Origin of the sequence: Enterococcus sp. DIV0213h, from assembly GCF_051711285.1 — a bacterium.
Lineage (GTDB): Bacteria > Bacillota > Bacilli > Lactobacillales > Enterococcaceae > Enterococcus_D > Enterococcus_D casseliflavus.
This window is the reverse complement of the sequence record NZ_JBIOMH010000001.1, coordinates 2094352-2110000: the sequence shown is the minus strand read 5'-3', so window position 1 is coordinate 2110000 and position 15649 is coordinate 2094352. Positions and strand designations below refer to the sequence as shown.

The following is a 15649-nucleotide window of genomic DNA, read 5'->3' as shown; positions in this document are numbered from 1 at the left end:
AGCTCACTATACTGGAAAGGAGCTGACTGAAGTTGACGAAAGAAACGCAGACGAATCCTGAGGAATCACAGCTGCTGGAGCAGGAACCGACTCTAGAGGTCCAAACAGAAGGAGCTAATGAAGTCGAGGAAAACGTATCAACAAATGCGACGGACTTAGTGAATGACGGTCCTTTAGTAGAAGATAGTGGAAATGTAGTGGATGATTCTTTTGATTCAGCAAAAGAAGAAACTGACTACGAAGATGATTATTATGCTGTAAAAGCGCAAGATCACCAACGAATCGAATCGCTTATTGAGCAAGCCGAAAACGAACTAGCTGATTTAAAATTGAGAAAATCAATTATGGAAGCTGATTTTTCTGGATTGCTTGCTCATTACCGCCAGTTGATTTTAACAGATCAAGATATTTCGGTGATCGCCAAAAAGACATTGCTTGAATACTATGCCTATGAATTCTTGAAACCATTAAAAACGATTCATTTAACTGCTACTGATAACTATGACACATGGAAGACAAAGCATTTCAATGTCCGTTTTCGTTTAACAGAAACAAAGGAGCTCGAGTTTAGTTTCAAACTTAATCCAGTCAATTCTACGTATCAATCTAATTATTTGCCATTGTTGACTATCAATTCAAACTCCCAGTCGGTGGTTGTCAATGATGAACAGATTTTGCATTTAATCAGTCAATGGCATGCGGAGAATATTTTCTCGGTCAATCAGCTTTCGCTCTTTAATTATGATGTCAACTTGGTATTGGCGCATTTAAAAGAATTAGGCTTTACGGTTTCACCAAGCTTGATCGACAATACCCAAACATTGGCTGTCGATATGGAGACGGACTTTGCTGTTGCAGCAGAAGTTCTCGATCAAATTTTCATTATTACAATGGAGAATCAGCAATATGATTTTATCACAGAAAACAAAGGCGAAATTCTTGTTTTACTTGATAAAAATCAACGATTGACGATCCATTTGTATACAGAGTCCACTTTACTAACGATTGATTCAGATCAATGGAAGCGATCCTTATTAGATTTCTTCACAAGCTATCCATTTTTGGTTCCGCTTGTCGTGGAAGGTGAAGAATAAATGTTCTAAATTCATTAAAAGTGCTAGAATGGTTTTTATAACTATTCAGCACTTTTTTTGGAAGGAGCAGTATGATGAAAAACAAAGCACTAGGTTTTTATGAAGGACGATCTTTAGATGAGTCAAATGTATTTATTGAAAAGGAAATTCCGATACCCAATTGCCAAGCAAATGATTTATTGGTGGAAGTACAGGCAGTTTCGGTCAATCCAATCGATACAAAAAGACGGCAGATGACTGCTTTAAGTGAAGCGTTCCAGATCCAAGGGTATGACGCCGTTGGGATCGTTAAAGAAATCGGCTCAGCAGTTAATGGCTTTGCCGTTGGTGATCGGGTGTTTTATGCTGGAACCACACAACGACCTGGTGCGAATCAAAGGTTCCAAACAGTTGATTCTCGGATCGCAGCAAAGGCACCAGCCGGCTTTTCTGATGGCGATCTTGCAGCTATGCCATTAACGAGTATTACAGCGTGGGAATTGCTTTTTGAAAAATTTGGGTATGTGCCTGAAGAAAACGCGAATGAAGGATCGATTTTATTGGTCAATGCCAGCGGTGGTGTTGGCTCAATTGCGGCGCAACTAGCAAAATGGGCAGGATTGACAGTCTATGGCACTGCGAGTCCTAAGAACGATCAATGGCTTAAAAACAATCAAGTGGATCAAGTACTTAATCATCGCTTGCCGTTGGCTGAACAAATCACTGAGCCTTTTTCAGCCGTTGCAATTTTTTATGACGCCTCAGCCTATTTGCCACAATTAACGAAAGCAATCTTGCCGTTTGGCAAAGTCGGAATGATCGTGAATACGAAAGAAGCGCTAGATTTAAATCCATTTAAAAACCTCGGCATCGATTTTTATTGGGAGTATATGTTCGCAAAAACAGATGCTCAGTTGATGATTGAAACACAAGGGAGCATTTTGCAACGGATCGCCTCGTTACTCGCTGACAAAAAGATCCATACGACTGCGGTCCAAACGTTTGATGGAGGAATTACCATCGAGACCTTAAAGCTCGCTACAAAAGCGGTTGAGCAAGGAACGAAAGGAAAGACAGTGATCACTGGAGGCGTCCGCTAGATGGAAGAAGAGGAAGCGATGCTGTTTTGGGATGAATTTGCCCAAGAATATGCACAGATTCAAAGAGAATCCCAATTGAAAATTGCCGAAGAGGTAGCAGCTTTTTTGGTGGAGCAGAAAGTGTTCCCGATATCGGCCTTCGTTGACTTTGCTGCGGGGACTGGCCGCTACATTTCAGCATTTTATCCTTATGTAGATGAGTATTACGCAATTGATTTTTCAAAAGAAATGTTAAAAATCATTGAAGAAACGACGGAAGATCCGATGAACAAGCTCCATCTGGTTCAGCAGAGCCAAAAAGACTTTTTATCTGCAGACCAGCACTGGCCCTGTATTTTTATGGCAATGAATCCAGCAGTCAGAGACAAGGAAACATTGCTTCAGTTTCAAAAAAAGGCCCATCAATTGATTATTCTAAGAATGATCACAGAAGAAGAAAACGTGTTTCAGCCATATGAAAAAAATCTTTCAGCGAAGAATGACCTGAACCTAAACACTTGGTACAAGAAGTGGTTTTCAGAAGAAGTGATCGATTGGCAGAGTCGGCAATTCGAGTATATTTTGAAGGAGGAGATCGATCAAGAAATATTTCATCTTTATTTTGAGGAGGAGTACTCATTGGAACAACGGCAACAAATGGTTCAACATGTCTTTGGTGAGGCATTGACTGTCGAAAGCCAAACGAAAATCACCTTTGAGCTTCTCTTAGCCTAAGTAAAATCACACAATGGGTATCGAAAAAACGAGATTCTGACATAAGATCAAGAAACAGGTACAGGAGCTAGGCTTCTTTTGGCTGCTGACTGGAAACATCTTATGCTGGAATCTCGTTTTACAGTGAATTTGCTACAATAGAAGGTATATGATGCTGCCTAATAACAGTAAAAAAACGATGTTGACGATAAAAAACAGCTTTTGAAACGTTCTCGCTTCTTTTGGTCTGGCTTGTTTCAATAATTTGTACCCAATCAAATTCGCCAAAGAAGCAATCAATGTACCCAAACCACCAACATTGACGCCCAAAAGAACGGCTTTTTCTAAATCGGTGAAAGGAGCAATCAAAATTGCTGCTGGAACGTTAGATATTCCTTGGGAGAGTAAAATACTACCTAAAAAAGCGCGATGCGTTTCTTGAAAATACGGTCGAATGTGATCGGTGACCAGAGATAGGTCTTGAATATTCCCGACGATCAAGAAGAAGCAGAGAAAGGTAAGTAGTAACCGATAATCAACTTTTGCAAATAATCGTTTATTACTAAACCAAACCACGGCTGCGACGACAAGCACGGCGATTGAAATTGGGAGAACACTAAAAATACCAAGAATCATAAGAACAAATAATCCTGCATTAAGCAGCGCTGGCTTTTTTTCAAAGGGTTCTTCTTGCAGGGCGATTTCCAATGGAGTCTTTGGGATGAGCTGGATCGAAACAAGGAGTAATAGTAATGAAAGTCCCACAAAGGTGCCGGTAGTCCACATGAATTGTGGCAGCGAAATCTGATAGTAAGAAAATAAAAATAGATTTTGCGGATTTCCAAATGGAAACAGGCTGCTTCCTAAATTGGCTGCTACGATCAAATAGACAGCGCCTAATAAGACACTGGTGTGCTGTTGTTCTTTCCTCGTTAAGAGTAAATAGATGGGCAATAAAGTTAAGATAGCCACGTCATTTGTTAAAAACATCGAACTGAAGAAGCTTAGCAAGACGATTGCGCGGATCAAGTCACGCAGATTGCGACTTTTTTCCACTAATTTTTGTCCAAATGCTCGTAAAAGACCAGCTTCTTCTAACCCATTGATTACTAACATTAATCCAAACAGTGATAAAATCACTTTAAAGTCAATAAACGACCAACGGAAGGTGCCGAAAAAACACGCAATAAGTGCTAGTAGCAGGGAAATCGAAAATAATCGATCCGTTCGAAAAAATGCTAACATTCGTTTTCCCATAGTTCACCACCTTTCTTCTCAAGAATTTTACCATTCCTATGCTTTAGGAACAATAAATAACGCTTTTTCCATCGAACTCAAAGACATTCAGGCAATTTTTATAGTTGACAAACGACTCATTAATTGGGAAATTAGTATGTGAAAGGTGAAGGAGGTTCAAGAATGAATGTGATGCAGCTGCTTGAAAAAAATCAGCAGGTACATTTTCAAATTTTGGCTGTTTTTTTTCAGAATGGCTCAGAAGTCTCTTATAAAAAACTTGCAAAAACGTTATCCATTTCCGCGCCCACTTTGCAAAAAGAACTTCAAAATCTTCATCAAAATTTAGCTGCTTTCCATGAAGACGCAGCTTTGATCTATTCAGAAAATGATCAAGTGCAATTGGTATTGCCTCTTGATTTTTCCCTGAAGCAATTTTTTTATGCGTATCTTTCAGAAGCAATCGATTTTCAGATATTGTCGTATTTGTTTTTTCATCGAGATGAGTCAACGACGAAAATGATGTTAGAACTGATGTTGAGTGAAGCTTCATTGTTTCGTCGATTCAAAGCGATCAATCAGTTATTGAAAGAATTCGACATCCAATTAAAAAATAAAAAATTGATTGGGGATGAAAAACAGATTCGCTTTTTCTATTATCAGTTTTTTTCACAAAGTTATCCCAATGAAGAATTGATCGCTCGCTTGAATGCACCAGCCATCAACAATTTGATTCGAGTCATTGAAAAACAGTTGCAGACAACGTTTAGTCAAGCAGAGCGTTGGAAAGTCGGGCTTTGGTTAGGCATTATGGAAGCCCGTTTTGATTATCGCGGCTCGCAACAGCATGAAGCCTCGTATCCATTGTTGAAGTCATTGGAAAATGAAGCGATGTTCCAGCTTTTGCGGAATATATTAGGGCGCTATCTCAGTCGTTTTGCCGTATCCTGGAGCGATTATGAAACGGTATATTTCTATTTATTTTTATTAGCTGAAGGCTTGATTCGCCCTTCACTGGATGACTCCTTGCAAAAATCACTTTTCTTCCAAGAGATCGATGCGTTAAATGGGGAGCTGCTGCAGGCCATTGGTGATAGTGAAAGAAAGACTACAGAAACTTCTACGGAATTACGCGTCTTCTTGACGAGTGTGACGATCCAAGCGTTGTATATTCATGGCGGCATTATTGCCTTTGCTGAATTTCAGCCGCAAAGTGTTGCGAATGAGAGCTTGATCGAAGTGGCACAGCAAGCAATCGAACAGTTGGAGAAAAACGTAAACCAGTCCTTTTCTCTTGAGAAAAAGCAGCATTTGACCAATGAATTGCTTTTGATCCGTCAATGGATTCAAGTAAAACAGGAAAAAGCATTTACGGTAGGGATTTTACTGACTCAATCACGATTACGCAGTGGCTTTTTACGGCGCTTTTTGATCAAAGAATTGGCTGGCTATCCGAATATTCACTTCGATGGGACGAAGGAGAAGGACTATGATCTATTGATCGTAGATCATTCTGAGATCTCGGAAGGCTATCGTTATAAAAAACGATTGATTTTAACAGGTGGTGCAACCCCATTTGAAGAAGAGCGGCTTCATCAAATCGTGGATGAAATACGAAATGAGAACCTTGAAAGCGAGTTGGAAAAGATATGAGAATAGTGATTATTGGAGGCTCTCATGCAGGAATTGCTGCTGCCCGTCATTTAAAAAAAGTTGACCCAAAAGTCGATGTGATAATTATAGAAAAATCAAGCGTTCTTGGTTATGTTGCCAGCAGTTTGAATTTAGTACTGGAAGGTTACATTCAGCGTTTGGAAGATTCCAAAACGGCAACTGCCAGTGAACTTCTTTCAGAAGGAATCAATGTGATGCTAAACAGTGAAGTCACAAAAATCTTTCCGCAAGAACAAACGGTTCATTTTGTCACATCAACGGAATCTTATCAGCAAGAAGATGAAGTGAGTTATGATGGCTTGATTTTGGCGATGGGATCGAGTACTTTCCGTTCGGAGTTTGCCTCAGATGTCGAAGCACATATAACGACCTACAAAACCATTGGTCAATCAAAGCAAGCATTAGAAAAAATCGAGAATGCCCAAACCGTTGCGATCGTCGGCGCTGGTCTGATCGGGTTTGAATTAGCGGAATCTTTAAGCGGACAACAAAAAGCCGTTCATTTGATCGATCGCATGGATACGCTGTTGTTCCGTTATTTTGATCATGAAATTGCCAAAATTTTGATGGAACGCTTTCCTAAAAATTTGCAGATCTATCTTAACAGCAATGTCGCTCATACGATCAAAAATGAGAAAGGCGATTATCAAGGAATTGAGCTGTCAAATGGAACGAAAATTCAAGCTGACGTGGTCGTTTATGCTGTCAATCCACGTCCAAATGTTGCGCTAGTAGAAGATTTTCTGAAATTAAATCTGGATGGCACGGTATCGACAAATGAGTATTTGCAAACGTCTGACCCAGCGATTTATGCAATTGGGGATCTTGTTTCGATCCCATTTAATCATTCGGATAGCTCCTTGTATATTCCTTTAGTAACAAATGCTTACCGCACCGGGATCGTTGCTGCCACCAATTTATTGGCAAATGAACGGGGAACAACGAAAATTCCTTTTCCAAAAATGCAACGGACCGTCGTCAGTAAATTGTTTGGCTATTTCGTCAGCAGTTCAGGTATTAATGAGACCGAGGCACCGTATTACGGCTTTGAAGTAGATTCAGTGACGCAAACATTTCATTCTCGGACATTTTTCGCGACAGATGAGGATTTTGAAGTAACGTTAAAACTGATTTTTGATCAGCAAACGAAAGTGATTATGGGGGGACAAATCATTACGAGTGATCGTGGAAGTTTGGAGATCATCAATACGATCTCAACCTTGATCAATAGCAAGACGACCTTGCACCAATTAGCAACAATGGATTACTTTTTCAATCCAACCATCTCATTTCCACTGCACTTTTTGAATCAATTGGCCCTTGATGGCTTGTTAAAGTAAAATAGTAAGTCTTGATAAACCTGCGATGATCGCAGGTTTTTTTAAATTGACGTTAATCGGGAGAAAATAGCGATTGCGCCCATGAAAGGTATCGCGTATTAAAACCAGGTGGGGTTGTGCTGAGCTTTGATGCCAACTGGTATCGCTATCTTTTTTGATGAAGAAACTCGTAAAATATGACGATGCTCATTTTATGACTGAACGATTTTTGGTAAAGGATTGTTATCGGCAGACGAATGTTCCTTGGATGGAAACGTTAGCTCATCAGTACCCTTTATCTGAAAAGCTACGCCCAGCTTGGGATGAGCATGTGTGAACTACACAGGGGTTTCAACAGATTTAAACGATTGAACGTGTAAATGATTTGTTATTGAATGAAACTCAGAAGTTGAATCTAGCCTTCTCAAGTATTTATTTGATTAAAGCGATTAAATAGGCTCCGTTGAGAAAAAATACGTGCTCGCAGTCTTTATAAGAGAAAAACATCACATAATCCCTTGCCTTCGCAGATTCGTTTTCACTGAAATTGCGTTGGTAAAGGGATTTTTTTAAAAAACTTCTTGTGATTTTAAGTGAAATACGTTACCCTATTAAAGAGAGTGAGAATCATTCTCAATAAGGAAGGGGCGGGGCATGTTGAAAAAAATCGGATTACTGCTGATCTTGATTCTTCTTGTGGGCTGTTCTTTACTGGTAGGTACCCATGAATTATCATTAAGTGGTTTACAGCAGGGTGATCCGAATCATTGGCTTGTTTTGGTAAAAGTTAGGCTCCCACGGACGATCAGTTTGATCATTGCAGGTGGAATCATTAGTTTATGTGGGAAAATCATGCAGCATATGATGCAAAATAAATTTGTGGCATCAGAGTCGATCGGATTATCTGATAGTGCTCGTTTAGGAATTTTGCTAGTCATGCTTTTTCTGCCAAATGCGTCTAACTTGATTCGGACAACCGCAGCATTTGTGTTTGCTTATGCAGGTGTTTTGTTCTTTTTATTTTTAAGCCAATTTCTACCAAAGAAAGATCCAATGATGCTCCCTTTGACCGGGGTGATGTTCGGTAATATCATCGGTGCCATTAGCAGCTTCTTGGCCTACCGTTTCCAATTGGTTCAAAATGTCTCTTCTTGGCTACAAGGAAATTTCGCTACCATTATGTCTGGCCAGTATGAACTTTTGTATTTGACGATTCCAGTATTCGGTCTGTTGTATTTCCTAGCTTATGAGATCACGATTGCTGGTTTAGGAGAAAGTGCCGCCAAGAGTCTAGGGATCAATTATCTGTTTTTACGCTTTGCTGTGTTCGCTCTGGTGGCGTTTGCCAGTAGTGTCGTTTTATTGACCGTTGGACAAATCCCTTTTCTAGGGATCGTTATCCCAAATATGATCGGCATGGTCTTTGGGGATCATTTGAAGAATAATCTACTGCTGATCAGCTTTGCTGGAAGTGCATTTTTACTTTTATGTGATGTATTGGCACGCATCGTGATTGCTCCGTATGAGATGCCCGTAAGTGTGGTTGCCGGTGTACTAGGTGGTTGCTGCTTCTTGATTTTGCTGCTGGGGAGGAAGTTTCAATGAAGAAAAAACTCTTTCTTTTGTTCTTTCTGATCCTTTGTGCCGCTACTGCCTATCTGACCTATAACACCTATGGTAATTGGTCATTTGCTTTTGCATTGCGGGGCCGTCGGATTTTCGCCTTTGCTCTGGTGGCGATCGCAATTTCCTTTAGTACGATCACCTTACAGACTGTTACGAGCAATCGCTATTTAACACCAGGAATCTTAGGCTTGGATCAACTATATGTCCTGGTTCAGACCCTGTGTTTCTTTTTTATCGGCGGGATCCAGATGCTAAGCCAAGAAACAGCAGCGATGTTCTTATTCTCTGTCAGTCTGACTGCCATTCTAGGAAGTTTATTGATCGGTTTTTTCTATCAAAAAGCCGTCAACGGATTGTTTTTGTTGTTGATGGCTGGAATGGTCTGCGGCACGATGTTCAGTAGTCTGAGCACGTTTTTGCAAGTCTTGATGGACCCGAATGAATATGATTTACTGCAAGGACGCTTATTCGCTAGCTTTGGCAATATCAATACGCAACATCTCTTAATTGCTGCTGTGATCATTTTGATCGGTAGTAGCTGCCTGATTCTGTTGATTCCAGAATTGAATCTATTACATTTAGGAAGCGGGCAAGCCAAAAGTCTAGGCGTTCCTGTTCAATGGCTTCATAGAGGTATTTTATTTTTGATTGCGCTTCTGACAGGTACCGCTACGGCACTCGTAGGTCCAGCTGTTTTCCTCGGCTTTGTAGTGGCAACGATCACCTATCAGCTTTTTCCCACCTATCGCCATGGGTGGTTGTTTGCGGGTGGCAGCCTGATTGGTTTTCTCCTGTTAGTAGGGGGGCAGTTCTTAGTGGAACAAGTGTTTCAATGGCAAACGACCATTGGTACAGTGATTCAATTATTAGGTGGCGTCTTCTTTATAAGCAAATTGCTGCTGGAAAGGAAAAAATCATGATCGAAACAAAAAACGTATCCAAAAATTATGCGAAAACACAGGTGTTGACCGAGTGTTCTTTAGCATTACCTGAGCAGAAAATGATTGCCTTTATCGGGCCAAATGGTGCGGGAAAAAGCACCTTACTCTCCTTGGTCAGTCGGATGCTGGACCAGAGAACTGGTGATATTTATTTAGATGGAACTGAGATTCGCCAATGGAAATCCAAAGAGCTAGCCAAAAAAATGGCTTTTTTGCAACAAAGCAATCGCTATGCAGTCAATCTGACTGTAAGAGAACTGGTGGCATTTGGTCGCTATCCCTATAACCGCGGGCGACAATCGGCAGCGGATGATAGGATCATTGATGATTCTTTAGCTAAGCTATCCCTTACCGAATACGCCGATCAATCGATTCATGAGCTTTCTGGTGGTCAGCTACAACGAGTTTACTTGGCGATGATCTTGGCTCAAGATACAGATTATCTGCTGTTGGACGAACCGTTAAACAATCTAGATTTGAAGCACGCTAACCAGCTGATGAAGCTATTGACCACCTTGGTGGAAGACTATCAGAAAACCGTTGTGATCGTTTTGCACGACATTAATTTTGCCGCTCGCTACGCCGATCACATCGTTGCCATGAAAGACGGTCAGATTTTTAAAGCGGCCGACACTGAGGCTGTGATCCAGGAGCAAGTGTTGGCATCATTATATGAGATTCCAATCAAACTGGTACAAGTGGATGGTCGGCAATTTTGCTATACCTTCCAATAAAATGTATTTCTAAGGAGGAAAAAAATGAAAAAAATTGTAGTAAGCTTTATGAGTATTTTCGTATTAGCGGGGTTGACCGCATGCGGATCAAATAATACTGGTACAATCGAATCGACAGGGACACAGCAAAGCCAATCTGCTCAGAGTGAACAGACACCGACAGAGGTTGAAATCACTGATAGCAATGGAACTGTTACTGTTCCTTATGCACCAGAAAAAGTGGTGGTTTTTGACAATAGTGCCTTAGACACGATGGATGCGCTTGGCCTTGGGGATCGAATCGTTGCTGCTGCGACCAGCAATTTACCAGATTATTTATCAGCGTATGCAGATGTTGAATCAGCAGGGGGAATCAAAGAGCCTGATTTAGAAAAAATCAATCAACTGCAGCCAGACCTAATCATTATTTCTGGGCGACAACGTGATTTCCAAGAGGAATTGTCTGCAATCGCGCCAACCGTTTTCTTAAGCGTTGACAATAGTGATACTTGGGCATCGATCGAAGCCAACATTACGACCATTGGTCAAATTTTTGGTAAGGAAGAGGAAGCGCAAGAACAACTAGCATCGTTACAAGGTCAGATCGATACCTTGAAGGAGCAAGCGCAAAATGCTGACGAGAAAGCCTTGGTTGTTATGGTAAATGAAGGCAATCTTTCTGCTTTTGGGCCAGGTTCTCGTTACAGTATCTTGTATGATACGTTTGGTTTCCCTGCAGTAGATGAGGAATTAGAGGCGTCGACACATGGACAAAGTATTTCTTATGAGTACTTGCTTGAGAAAAATCCTGATATCATTTTCGTGATCGACCGGACAAAAGCGATCGGCGGCAATGAAAGTGAAAGTGAATTTGTTGCAAATGAAATCGTCCAAGAAACAAATGCTGGGCAAAACGATCAAGTCATTGAATTGGATGCTGCGGTTTGGTATTTAGCAGGTTCAGGCTTGGAGTCGATCCAACTAATGATGGACGATGTCAAACCAGCCGTTGAATAAATAGGTGAGAAAAGCAATCAAGTAATTAGGACACGCGTATCAGTTTACTGAGAATGCGTGTCCCTTTTTATTTTCCTATTTTCTAAGACCTACGACTGATTTTTGATAACTTTCCCTGCTTTACTTTACCTGTCGTAGTAATTGTTTTATAATTAGTACGACAGATGAAGTAATTTAGGAGGCGATTGCGTGATCTCGAGTGACGGAATTCGCGGCTATAACGACGCAATCATTTTATCCATTCTTTCCAATGAAGATTCTTATGGATATGAAATATCCAAGCGTATTCGCGAAGGAACAGATGCTTTATATGTGATCAAAGAAACGACGTTGTATTCCGCTTTTACTCGGTTAGAAAAACAAGGATTGATCCGCTCATATCCTGGAGAAGTGACGCATGGCAAAAAGCGGACGTATTACCAGATAACTGCAGACGGAAGAGCAAGCCTTACGGAGAAACTATTGGAGTGGCAGCAGACAAAGATCGTCGTTGACCAGTTCTTACAAGGAGGAGACAAATGAAAACCATTCATGACTATCTAGACAGCTTATTTTTATCAGTACCCATCACACCGGAAACCAAAAAGGCGAAAGAAGACCTCTTAGCGATTATGGAAGACCACTACTTAGAACTGATTCACCAAGGGAAAAGCGAGCATGAAGCCATCGGTGCAGTAATCAGTGAGTTTGGTTCCGTAGATGAGCTGTTGCAAGAGTTAAATGTTTCAAAAGAAGAAGCGCCGATTGATGATTGGTCCGATGCCATCACAGAAGACGATGCGTTTGATTATTGGGGAACTGTGCGACACTTTGCTTTCTCGTTATCTATAGGAATCGGTTTTTGTATCGCATCCCTAGCAGCCTTGATGCTCTTTGTTAGTATATATGCTGAGACCTTTGGAATAATGGTGATGTTTCTTTTTATCGCCATCGGGGTCGGTTTTATTATCTCTAGCAGTTTGCACTTTTCCGGTGCGCGTAAACAGTTGGATGATCGTCCAATAAAAAGGGATGCCAAACGAGAAGCCGCTCAGCAACTCGCAAATTATGAAAAAAGTTTTCGGATTGGTCTTGTTTTAGGAATTGGTGCCTGTATTTTATCAATTGCGCCTGTACTTTTAAGTGAATTGTTTTATTATTCTGTTGAATTTGGGATTTCCTTGTTTTTCTTGACGGTTGCAGCAGGTGTGTTCTTTATTATTTATGTAAGTATTATCCGTACAGGCTTTGCGAAGCTGGCAACTGAGACGTATTTTATTCGCGACGAAGACCATCCGGGGGATCGAGCAACACGTCATAAATATGGCGAATCCGCTGGTAGAGTTACCTTTTTTCGAACAGTCTACTGGCCAGTGATTTTGGTCGTTTACATGCTTTGGTCCTTCATGTTTCATGCATGGGCTTACTCTTGGGTCATTTTTGTTATTGGTGGTGTCTTAGAGGACTACTTTATCGGACATACGAAAGCAAAAAAATAAGAGACACTTCAATCGAGAGTGCTTTCTTTACTTTTAAAAAAAGAAAGATTATAATACGCCTTGTAACTGAACCAATCAAAAAAGAACAGCGAGAAATATGGTTCTCTCAATGCTTTTTAAAAGTTCAGAATACAAGAAAAGAGGCAATGAATATGTTAGAAATTCATTATCTGAAAAATGGCAGCAAAGAAATAGCAACAGTCGAATCTCCGGAGCGCTTTCTCGCAAGTCAATACTTGGAAGTTCCACCTTTTCAAGACCATTACCCAGTCGAAGAAGTTTTTATAGACGGTAAGCGGATTACATTGAGGGATCGAACGATCAGTGGATTGTTCAACTATTTAAATACTAAATAAAAAATTGCCTTTTTCTATGGCTCACTTTACTTGGTGAGGAATCATAGGAAGAGGCAATCTTTTTTATTTAATTGAGAATGAGAGGTGTAATTGAGAATCCAACAAGTAGGGAATTAAAATGGAAACGATTAGTCAAACTTACAACTATACTCTATTTGTATTGGATAGGAAATAAATATGCTCATTTCTGAGGAGGATAACATTTTTTTTGACTAATTCTGAATAAACTATTGCTTTTTATAGTTAGATATACTAATAATTAATAGAGATTATTCTCAAATAATTATTCTAATTGGAGGAAATGATATGTCATTAATTGGAAAAGAGATTGGTTCATTCGAAGCGAAAGCTTACCACAATGGAAAATTTATCGATGTTTCATCAGAAGATTTTAAAGGAAAATGGAACGTTGTTTGTTTTTACCCTGCAGATTTCTCATTTGTTTGTCCAACAGAGCTTGAAGATTTGCAAGATCAATATGCATCATTAAAAGAATTAGGCGCAGAAGTTTATTCTGTATCAACAGATACTCATTACACTCATAAAGCATGGCATGATCATTCTGATGCCATCAATAAAATCGAATATATCATGATTGCAGATCCTTCTCATGTGATCTCAGAGATCTTTGATGTACTAGATGAAGCTTCTGGGTTGTCTCAACGTGGAACATTCATCATCGATCCAGATGGCGTAGTCCAAACAGTTGAGATCAATGCGGACGGTATCGGTCGTGATGCTAGTGGCTTGATCGATAAAATCCGTGCTGCACAATATGTCCGTACTCATCCAGGTGAAGTATGTCCTGCAAAATGGAAAGAAGGCGAAGAAACTTTAACGCCAAGCTTAGACCTTGTAGGCAAGATTTAGGAGGCTCTCATGGCATTAGATAAGGCAATCAAAGACCAACTGACGCAGTATCTCGCGATGCTAGAATCAGAGGTTGTTTTTGCGGCAACTTTAGGTGAGGATGATTCTTCCACAAAAGTACGTGAATTCTTAGAAGAAATCGCAGAAATGTCGCCAAAAATCACTATCCAAGCTGTAGCAAGTGAACGGACACCAAGCTTTTCGATCAATCGTCCCGGTGAAGAAAGCGGCATCGCTTTTGCTGGTTTACCGTTAGGACATGAGTTCACTTCGTTTATTTTAGCGTTGCTTCAAGTAAGCGGTCGTCCGCCGAAAATTGACGAAGCACTTCAAAAGCGCATCAAAGCGATCGATAAGCCATTACATTTTGAAACCTATGTCAGTTTGACCTGCCATAACTGTCCTGATGTTGTTCAAGCGTTAAATATCATGGCAGTGCTAAATCCTTCCATCAGTCACACCATGATCGAAGGTGGGATGTTCAAAGAAGAAATTGACAAGAAAAAAATTATGGCTGTGCCAACCGTCTTTTTAGACGGTGAAGAATTTGCAAGCGGCCGTCAAACGATCGAACAGTTGTTGGAAAAAGCAGCTGGTCCGACGAGTAAAGATGACTTTGCTGAAAAAGAGCTTTTCGATGTGTTAGTTGTCGGTGGCGGACCTGCAGGCGGAAGCGCAGCGATTTATGCAGCGCGTAAAGGCATCAATACTGGGATGGTCCTCGAAACAATGGGTGGACAAGTAATGGAAACCCTGGGGATCGAAAACATGATCGGTACTCCTTATACCGAAGGACCAAAATTAATGCGTCAGGTAGAAGAGCACATCAACGAATACAATGTAGACGTGATGAAAGGGCAGCGTGCGAAAGATATTCGTCGCAATGATGTCATCGAAGTTGAATTAGAAAATGGTGCAGTCTTAAAAACCAAAACGGCCATTTTAGCAACTGGCGCTCGCTGGCGTAACATCAATGTTCCAGGAGAAAAAGAATTCAAAAATAAAGGTGTTGCCTATTGTCCACATTGTGACGGCCCGTTATTTGCTGGGAAAGAGGTTGCTGTCATTGGCGGCGGAAACTCTGGGATCGAAGCAGCGATCGATTTAGCTGGCATGGCAAAACACGTCTATGTTCTTGAATTTTTACCGGAACTAAAAGCGGACCTTGTGCTACAAAACCGTTTGAACACGTTAGAAAATGTGACTGTTATTACGAATGCGGCAACGAAGGAAATTGCTGGATCCGATCATGTCGAACAATTGACCTACGTTGATCGTGAAACGAGTGGTGAATTCACATTAGCTGTTGAGGGTGTCTTCATCCTGATTGGCTTGATGCCGAATACCGAATGGTTAAAAGATCGCATCGTTTTAAACGAACGCAATGAGATCGTCGTAGACAAACACGGCGCAACCAATATTGAAGGGGTCTTTGCAGCAGGGGATTGTACCGATAGTGTATACAAGCAGATCATCACTTCAATGGGTTCAGGTGCCACTGCGGCATTAGGTGCCTTTGATCACCTGATTCGCTCGTAAGCGCCTTGCATCAT

General features: G+C 40.7%; 16 protein-coding genes (1 of these 16 cut by a window edge). 15 read left to right on the top strand and 1 reads right to left on the bottom strand.

Translation table 11 applies throughout. The features are described 5' to 3' along the window. The 4 genes from IGI77_RS09745 to IGI77_RS09730 all read left to right on the top strand — a co-directional run. Positions 1–61, top strand: partial view of a hypothetical protein gene (locus IGI77_RS09745; RefSeq protein ID WP_005226241.1) — the 3' portion only. Its footprint begins 851 nt before the window's first position; the window shows 61 of its 912 coding nt (coding positions 852–912); its start codon lies beyond the left edge, outside the window; the stop codon is at positions 59–61. After that, positions 33–1094, top strand: a complete 1062-nt coding sequence (locus IGI77_RS09740) for a hypothetical protein (protein WP_060793107.1) — start codon at positions 33–35, stop codon at positions 1092–1094. The genes IGI77_RS09745 and IGI77_RS09740 overlap by 29 nt, the downstream gene beginning before the upstream one ends. A 71-nt stretch (positions 1095–1165) precedes the next feature. Next, positions 1166–2173 (top strand): zinc-binding alcohol dehydrogenase family protein, encoded by a 1008-nt coding sequence (locus IGI77_RS09735; RefSeq protein WP_005226239.1) that lies wholly within the window; start codon positions 1166–1168, stop codon positions 2171–2173. Continuing rightward, on the top strand, positions 2174–2887 hold the full coding sequence (locus tag IGI77_RS09730; protein WP_005226238.1) for a methyltransferase domain-containing protein: 714 nt from the start codon (positions 2174–2176) through the stop codon (positions 2885–2887). It abuts the gene before it with no gap. Positions 2888–3019: 132 nt separating this feature from the next. On the opposite strand, the gene IGI77_RS09725 is transcribed toward IGI77_RS09730, so the two are convergent. Continuing rightward, complete coding sequence (locus tag IGI77_RS09725) at positions 3020–4123, bottom strand: SLC13 family permease (RefSeq protein ID WP_438769929.1); 1104 nt, start codon at positions 4121–4123, stop codon at positions 3020–3022. Positions 4124–4285: 162 nt separating this feature from the next. Between IGI77_RS09725 and IGI77_RS09720 the strand changes: the two genes are divergently transcribed. The 11 genes from IGI77_RS09720 to ahpF all read left to right on the top strand — a co-directional run bounded on the left by IGI77_RS09720 (position 4286) and on the right by ahpF (position 15635). Further along, complete coding sequence (locus IGI77_RS09720) at positions 4286–5755, top strand: helix-turn-helix domain-containing protein (RefSeq protein WP_010748448.1); 1470 nt, start codon at positions 4286–4288, stop codon at positions 5753–5755. Further along, positions 5752–7116 carry an FAD-dependent oxidoreductase gene (locus IGI77_RS09715; RefSeq protein ID WP_005226235.1) on the top strand — a complete coding sequence of 455 codons (1365 nt, stop codon included), beginning with the start codon at positions 5752–5754 and terminating at the stop codon, positions 7114–7116. The genes IGI77_RS09720 and IGI77_RS09715 overlap by 4 nt, the downstream gene beginning before the upstream one ends. Before the next feature lie 633 nt (positions 7117–7749). Beyond that, positions 7750–8700 (top strand): ABC transporter permease, encoded by a 951-nt coding sequence (locus tag IGI77_RS09710; protein WP_005226233.1) that lies wholly within the window; start codon positions 7750–7752, stop codon positions 8698–8700. Continuing rightward, complete coding sequence (locus IGI77_RS09705) at positions 8697–9641, top strand: iron chelate uptake ABC transporter family permease subunit (protein WP_005236195.1); 945 nt, start codon at positions 8697–8699, stop codon at positions 9639–9641. Before IGI77_RS09710 ends, IGI77_RS09705 begins: the two co-directional genes overlap by 4 nt. Continuing rightward, the gene (locus IGI77_RS09700) at positions 9638–10396 is read left to right on the top strand and encodes an iron ABC transporter ATP-binding protein (protein ID WP_005226231.1); all 759 of its coding nucleotides are present in this window, start codon (positions 9638–9640) and stop codon (positions 10394–10396) included. Before IGI77_RS09705 ends, IGI77_RS09700 begins: the two co-directional genes overlap by 4 nt. 24 nt (positions 10397–10420) lie before the next feature. Next, positions 10421–11392: a siderophore ABC transporter substrate-binding protein gene (locus IGI77_RS09695; protein ID WP_438769928.1), complete on the top strand. Its 972-nt coding sequence runs from the start codon at positions 10421–10423 to the stop codon at positions 11390–11392. A gap of 189 nt (positions 11393–11581) precedes the next feature. Beyond that, the gene (locus IGI77_RS09690) at positions 11582–11914 is read left to right on the top strand and encodes a PadR family transcriptional regulator (RefSeq protein WP_005226229.1); all 333 of its coding nucleotides are present in this window, start codon (positions 11582–11584) and stop codon (positions 11912–11914) included. Continuing rightward, on the top strand, positions 11911–12870 hold the full coding sequence (locus IGI77_RS09685) for a permease prefix domain 1-containing protein (RefSeq protein ID WP_005226228.1): 960 nt from the start codon (positions 11911–11913) through the stop codon (positions 12868–12870). Before IGI77_RS09690 ends, IGI77_RS09685 begins: the two co-directional genes overlap by 4 nt. A 152-nt stretch (positions 12871–13022) precedes the next feature. Continuing rightward, a complete protein-coding gene (locus IGI77_RS09680; protein ID WP_284591763.1) occupies positions 13023–13226 on the top strand; it encodes a hypothetical protein in 204 nt (67 codons plus the stop codon). A 306-nt stretch (positions 13227–13532) separates the two neighbouring features. Next, positions 13533–14096: an alkyl hydroperoxide reductase subunit C gene (ahpC, locus tag IGI77_RS09675; RefSeq protein ID WP_005226227.1), complete on the top strand. Its 564-nt coding sequence runs from the start codon at positions 13533–13535 to the stop codon at positions 14094–14096. Positions 14097–14105: 9 nt separating this feature from the next. Continuing rightward, entirely contained in the window at positions 14106–15635 is a 1530-nt protein-coding gene (ahpF, locus tag IGI77_RS09670) for an alkyl hydroperoxide reductase subunit F (protein WP_438769927.1), read from the top strand. Positions 15636–15649: the final 14 nt, after the last annotated feature.

Coding starts and splice junctions, on each gene's coding strand:
- IGI77_RS09735 (WP_005226239.1), top strand. CDS start 1,166: ATGATGAAAAACAAAGCACTAGGTTTTTATGAAGGACGATCTTTAGAT.
- IGI77_RS09730 (WP_005226238.1), top strand. CDS start 2,174: ATGGAAGAAGAGGAAGCGATGCTGTTTTGGGATGAATTTGCCCAAGAA.
- IGI77_RS09725 (WP_438769929.1), bottom strand. CDS start 4,123: ATGGGAAAACGAATGTTAGCATTTTTTCGAACGGATCGATTATTTTCG.
- IGI77_RS09720 (WP_010748448.1), top strand. CDS start 4,286: ATGAATGTGATGCAGCTGCTTGAAAAAAATCAGCAGGTACATTTTCAA.
- IGI77_RS09715 (WP_005226235.1), top strand. CDS start 5,752: ATGAGAATAGTGATTATTGGAGGCTCTCATGCAGGAATTGCTGCTGCC.
- IGI77_RS09710 (WP_005226233.1), top strand. CDS start 7,750: ATGTTGAAAAAAATCGGATTACTGCTGATCTTGATTCTTCTTGTGGGC.
- IGI77_RS09705 (WP_005236195.1), top strand. CDS start 8,697: ATGAAGAAAAAACTCTTTCTTTTGTTCTTTCTGATCCTTTGTGCCGCT.
- IGI77_RS09700 (WP_005226231.1), top strand. CDS start 9,638: ATGATCGAAACAAAAAACGTATCCAAAAATTATGCGAAAACACAGGTG.
- IGI77_RS09695 (WP_438769928.1), top strand. CDS start 10,421: ATGAAAAAAATTGTAGTAAGCTTTATGAGTATTTTCGTATTAGCGGGG.
- IGI77_RS09685 (WP_005226228.1), top strand. CDS start 11,911: ATGAAAACCATTCATGACTATCTAGACAGCTTATTTTTATCAGTACCC.
- IGI77_RS09680 (WP_284591763.1), top strand. CDS start 13,023: ATGTTAGAAATTCATTATCTGAAAAATGGCAGCAAAGAAATAGCAACA.
- ahpC (WP_005226227.1), top strand. CDS start 13,533: ATGTCATTAATTGGAAAAGAGATTGGTTCATTCGAAGCGAAAGCTTAC.
- ahpF (WP_438769927.1), top strand. CDS start 14,106: ATGGCATTAGATAAGGCAATCAAAGACCAACTGACGCAGTATCTCGCG.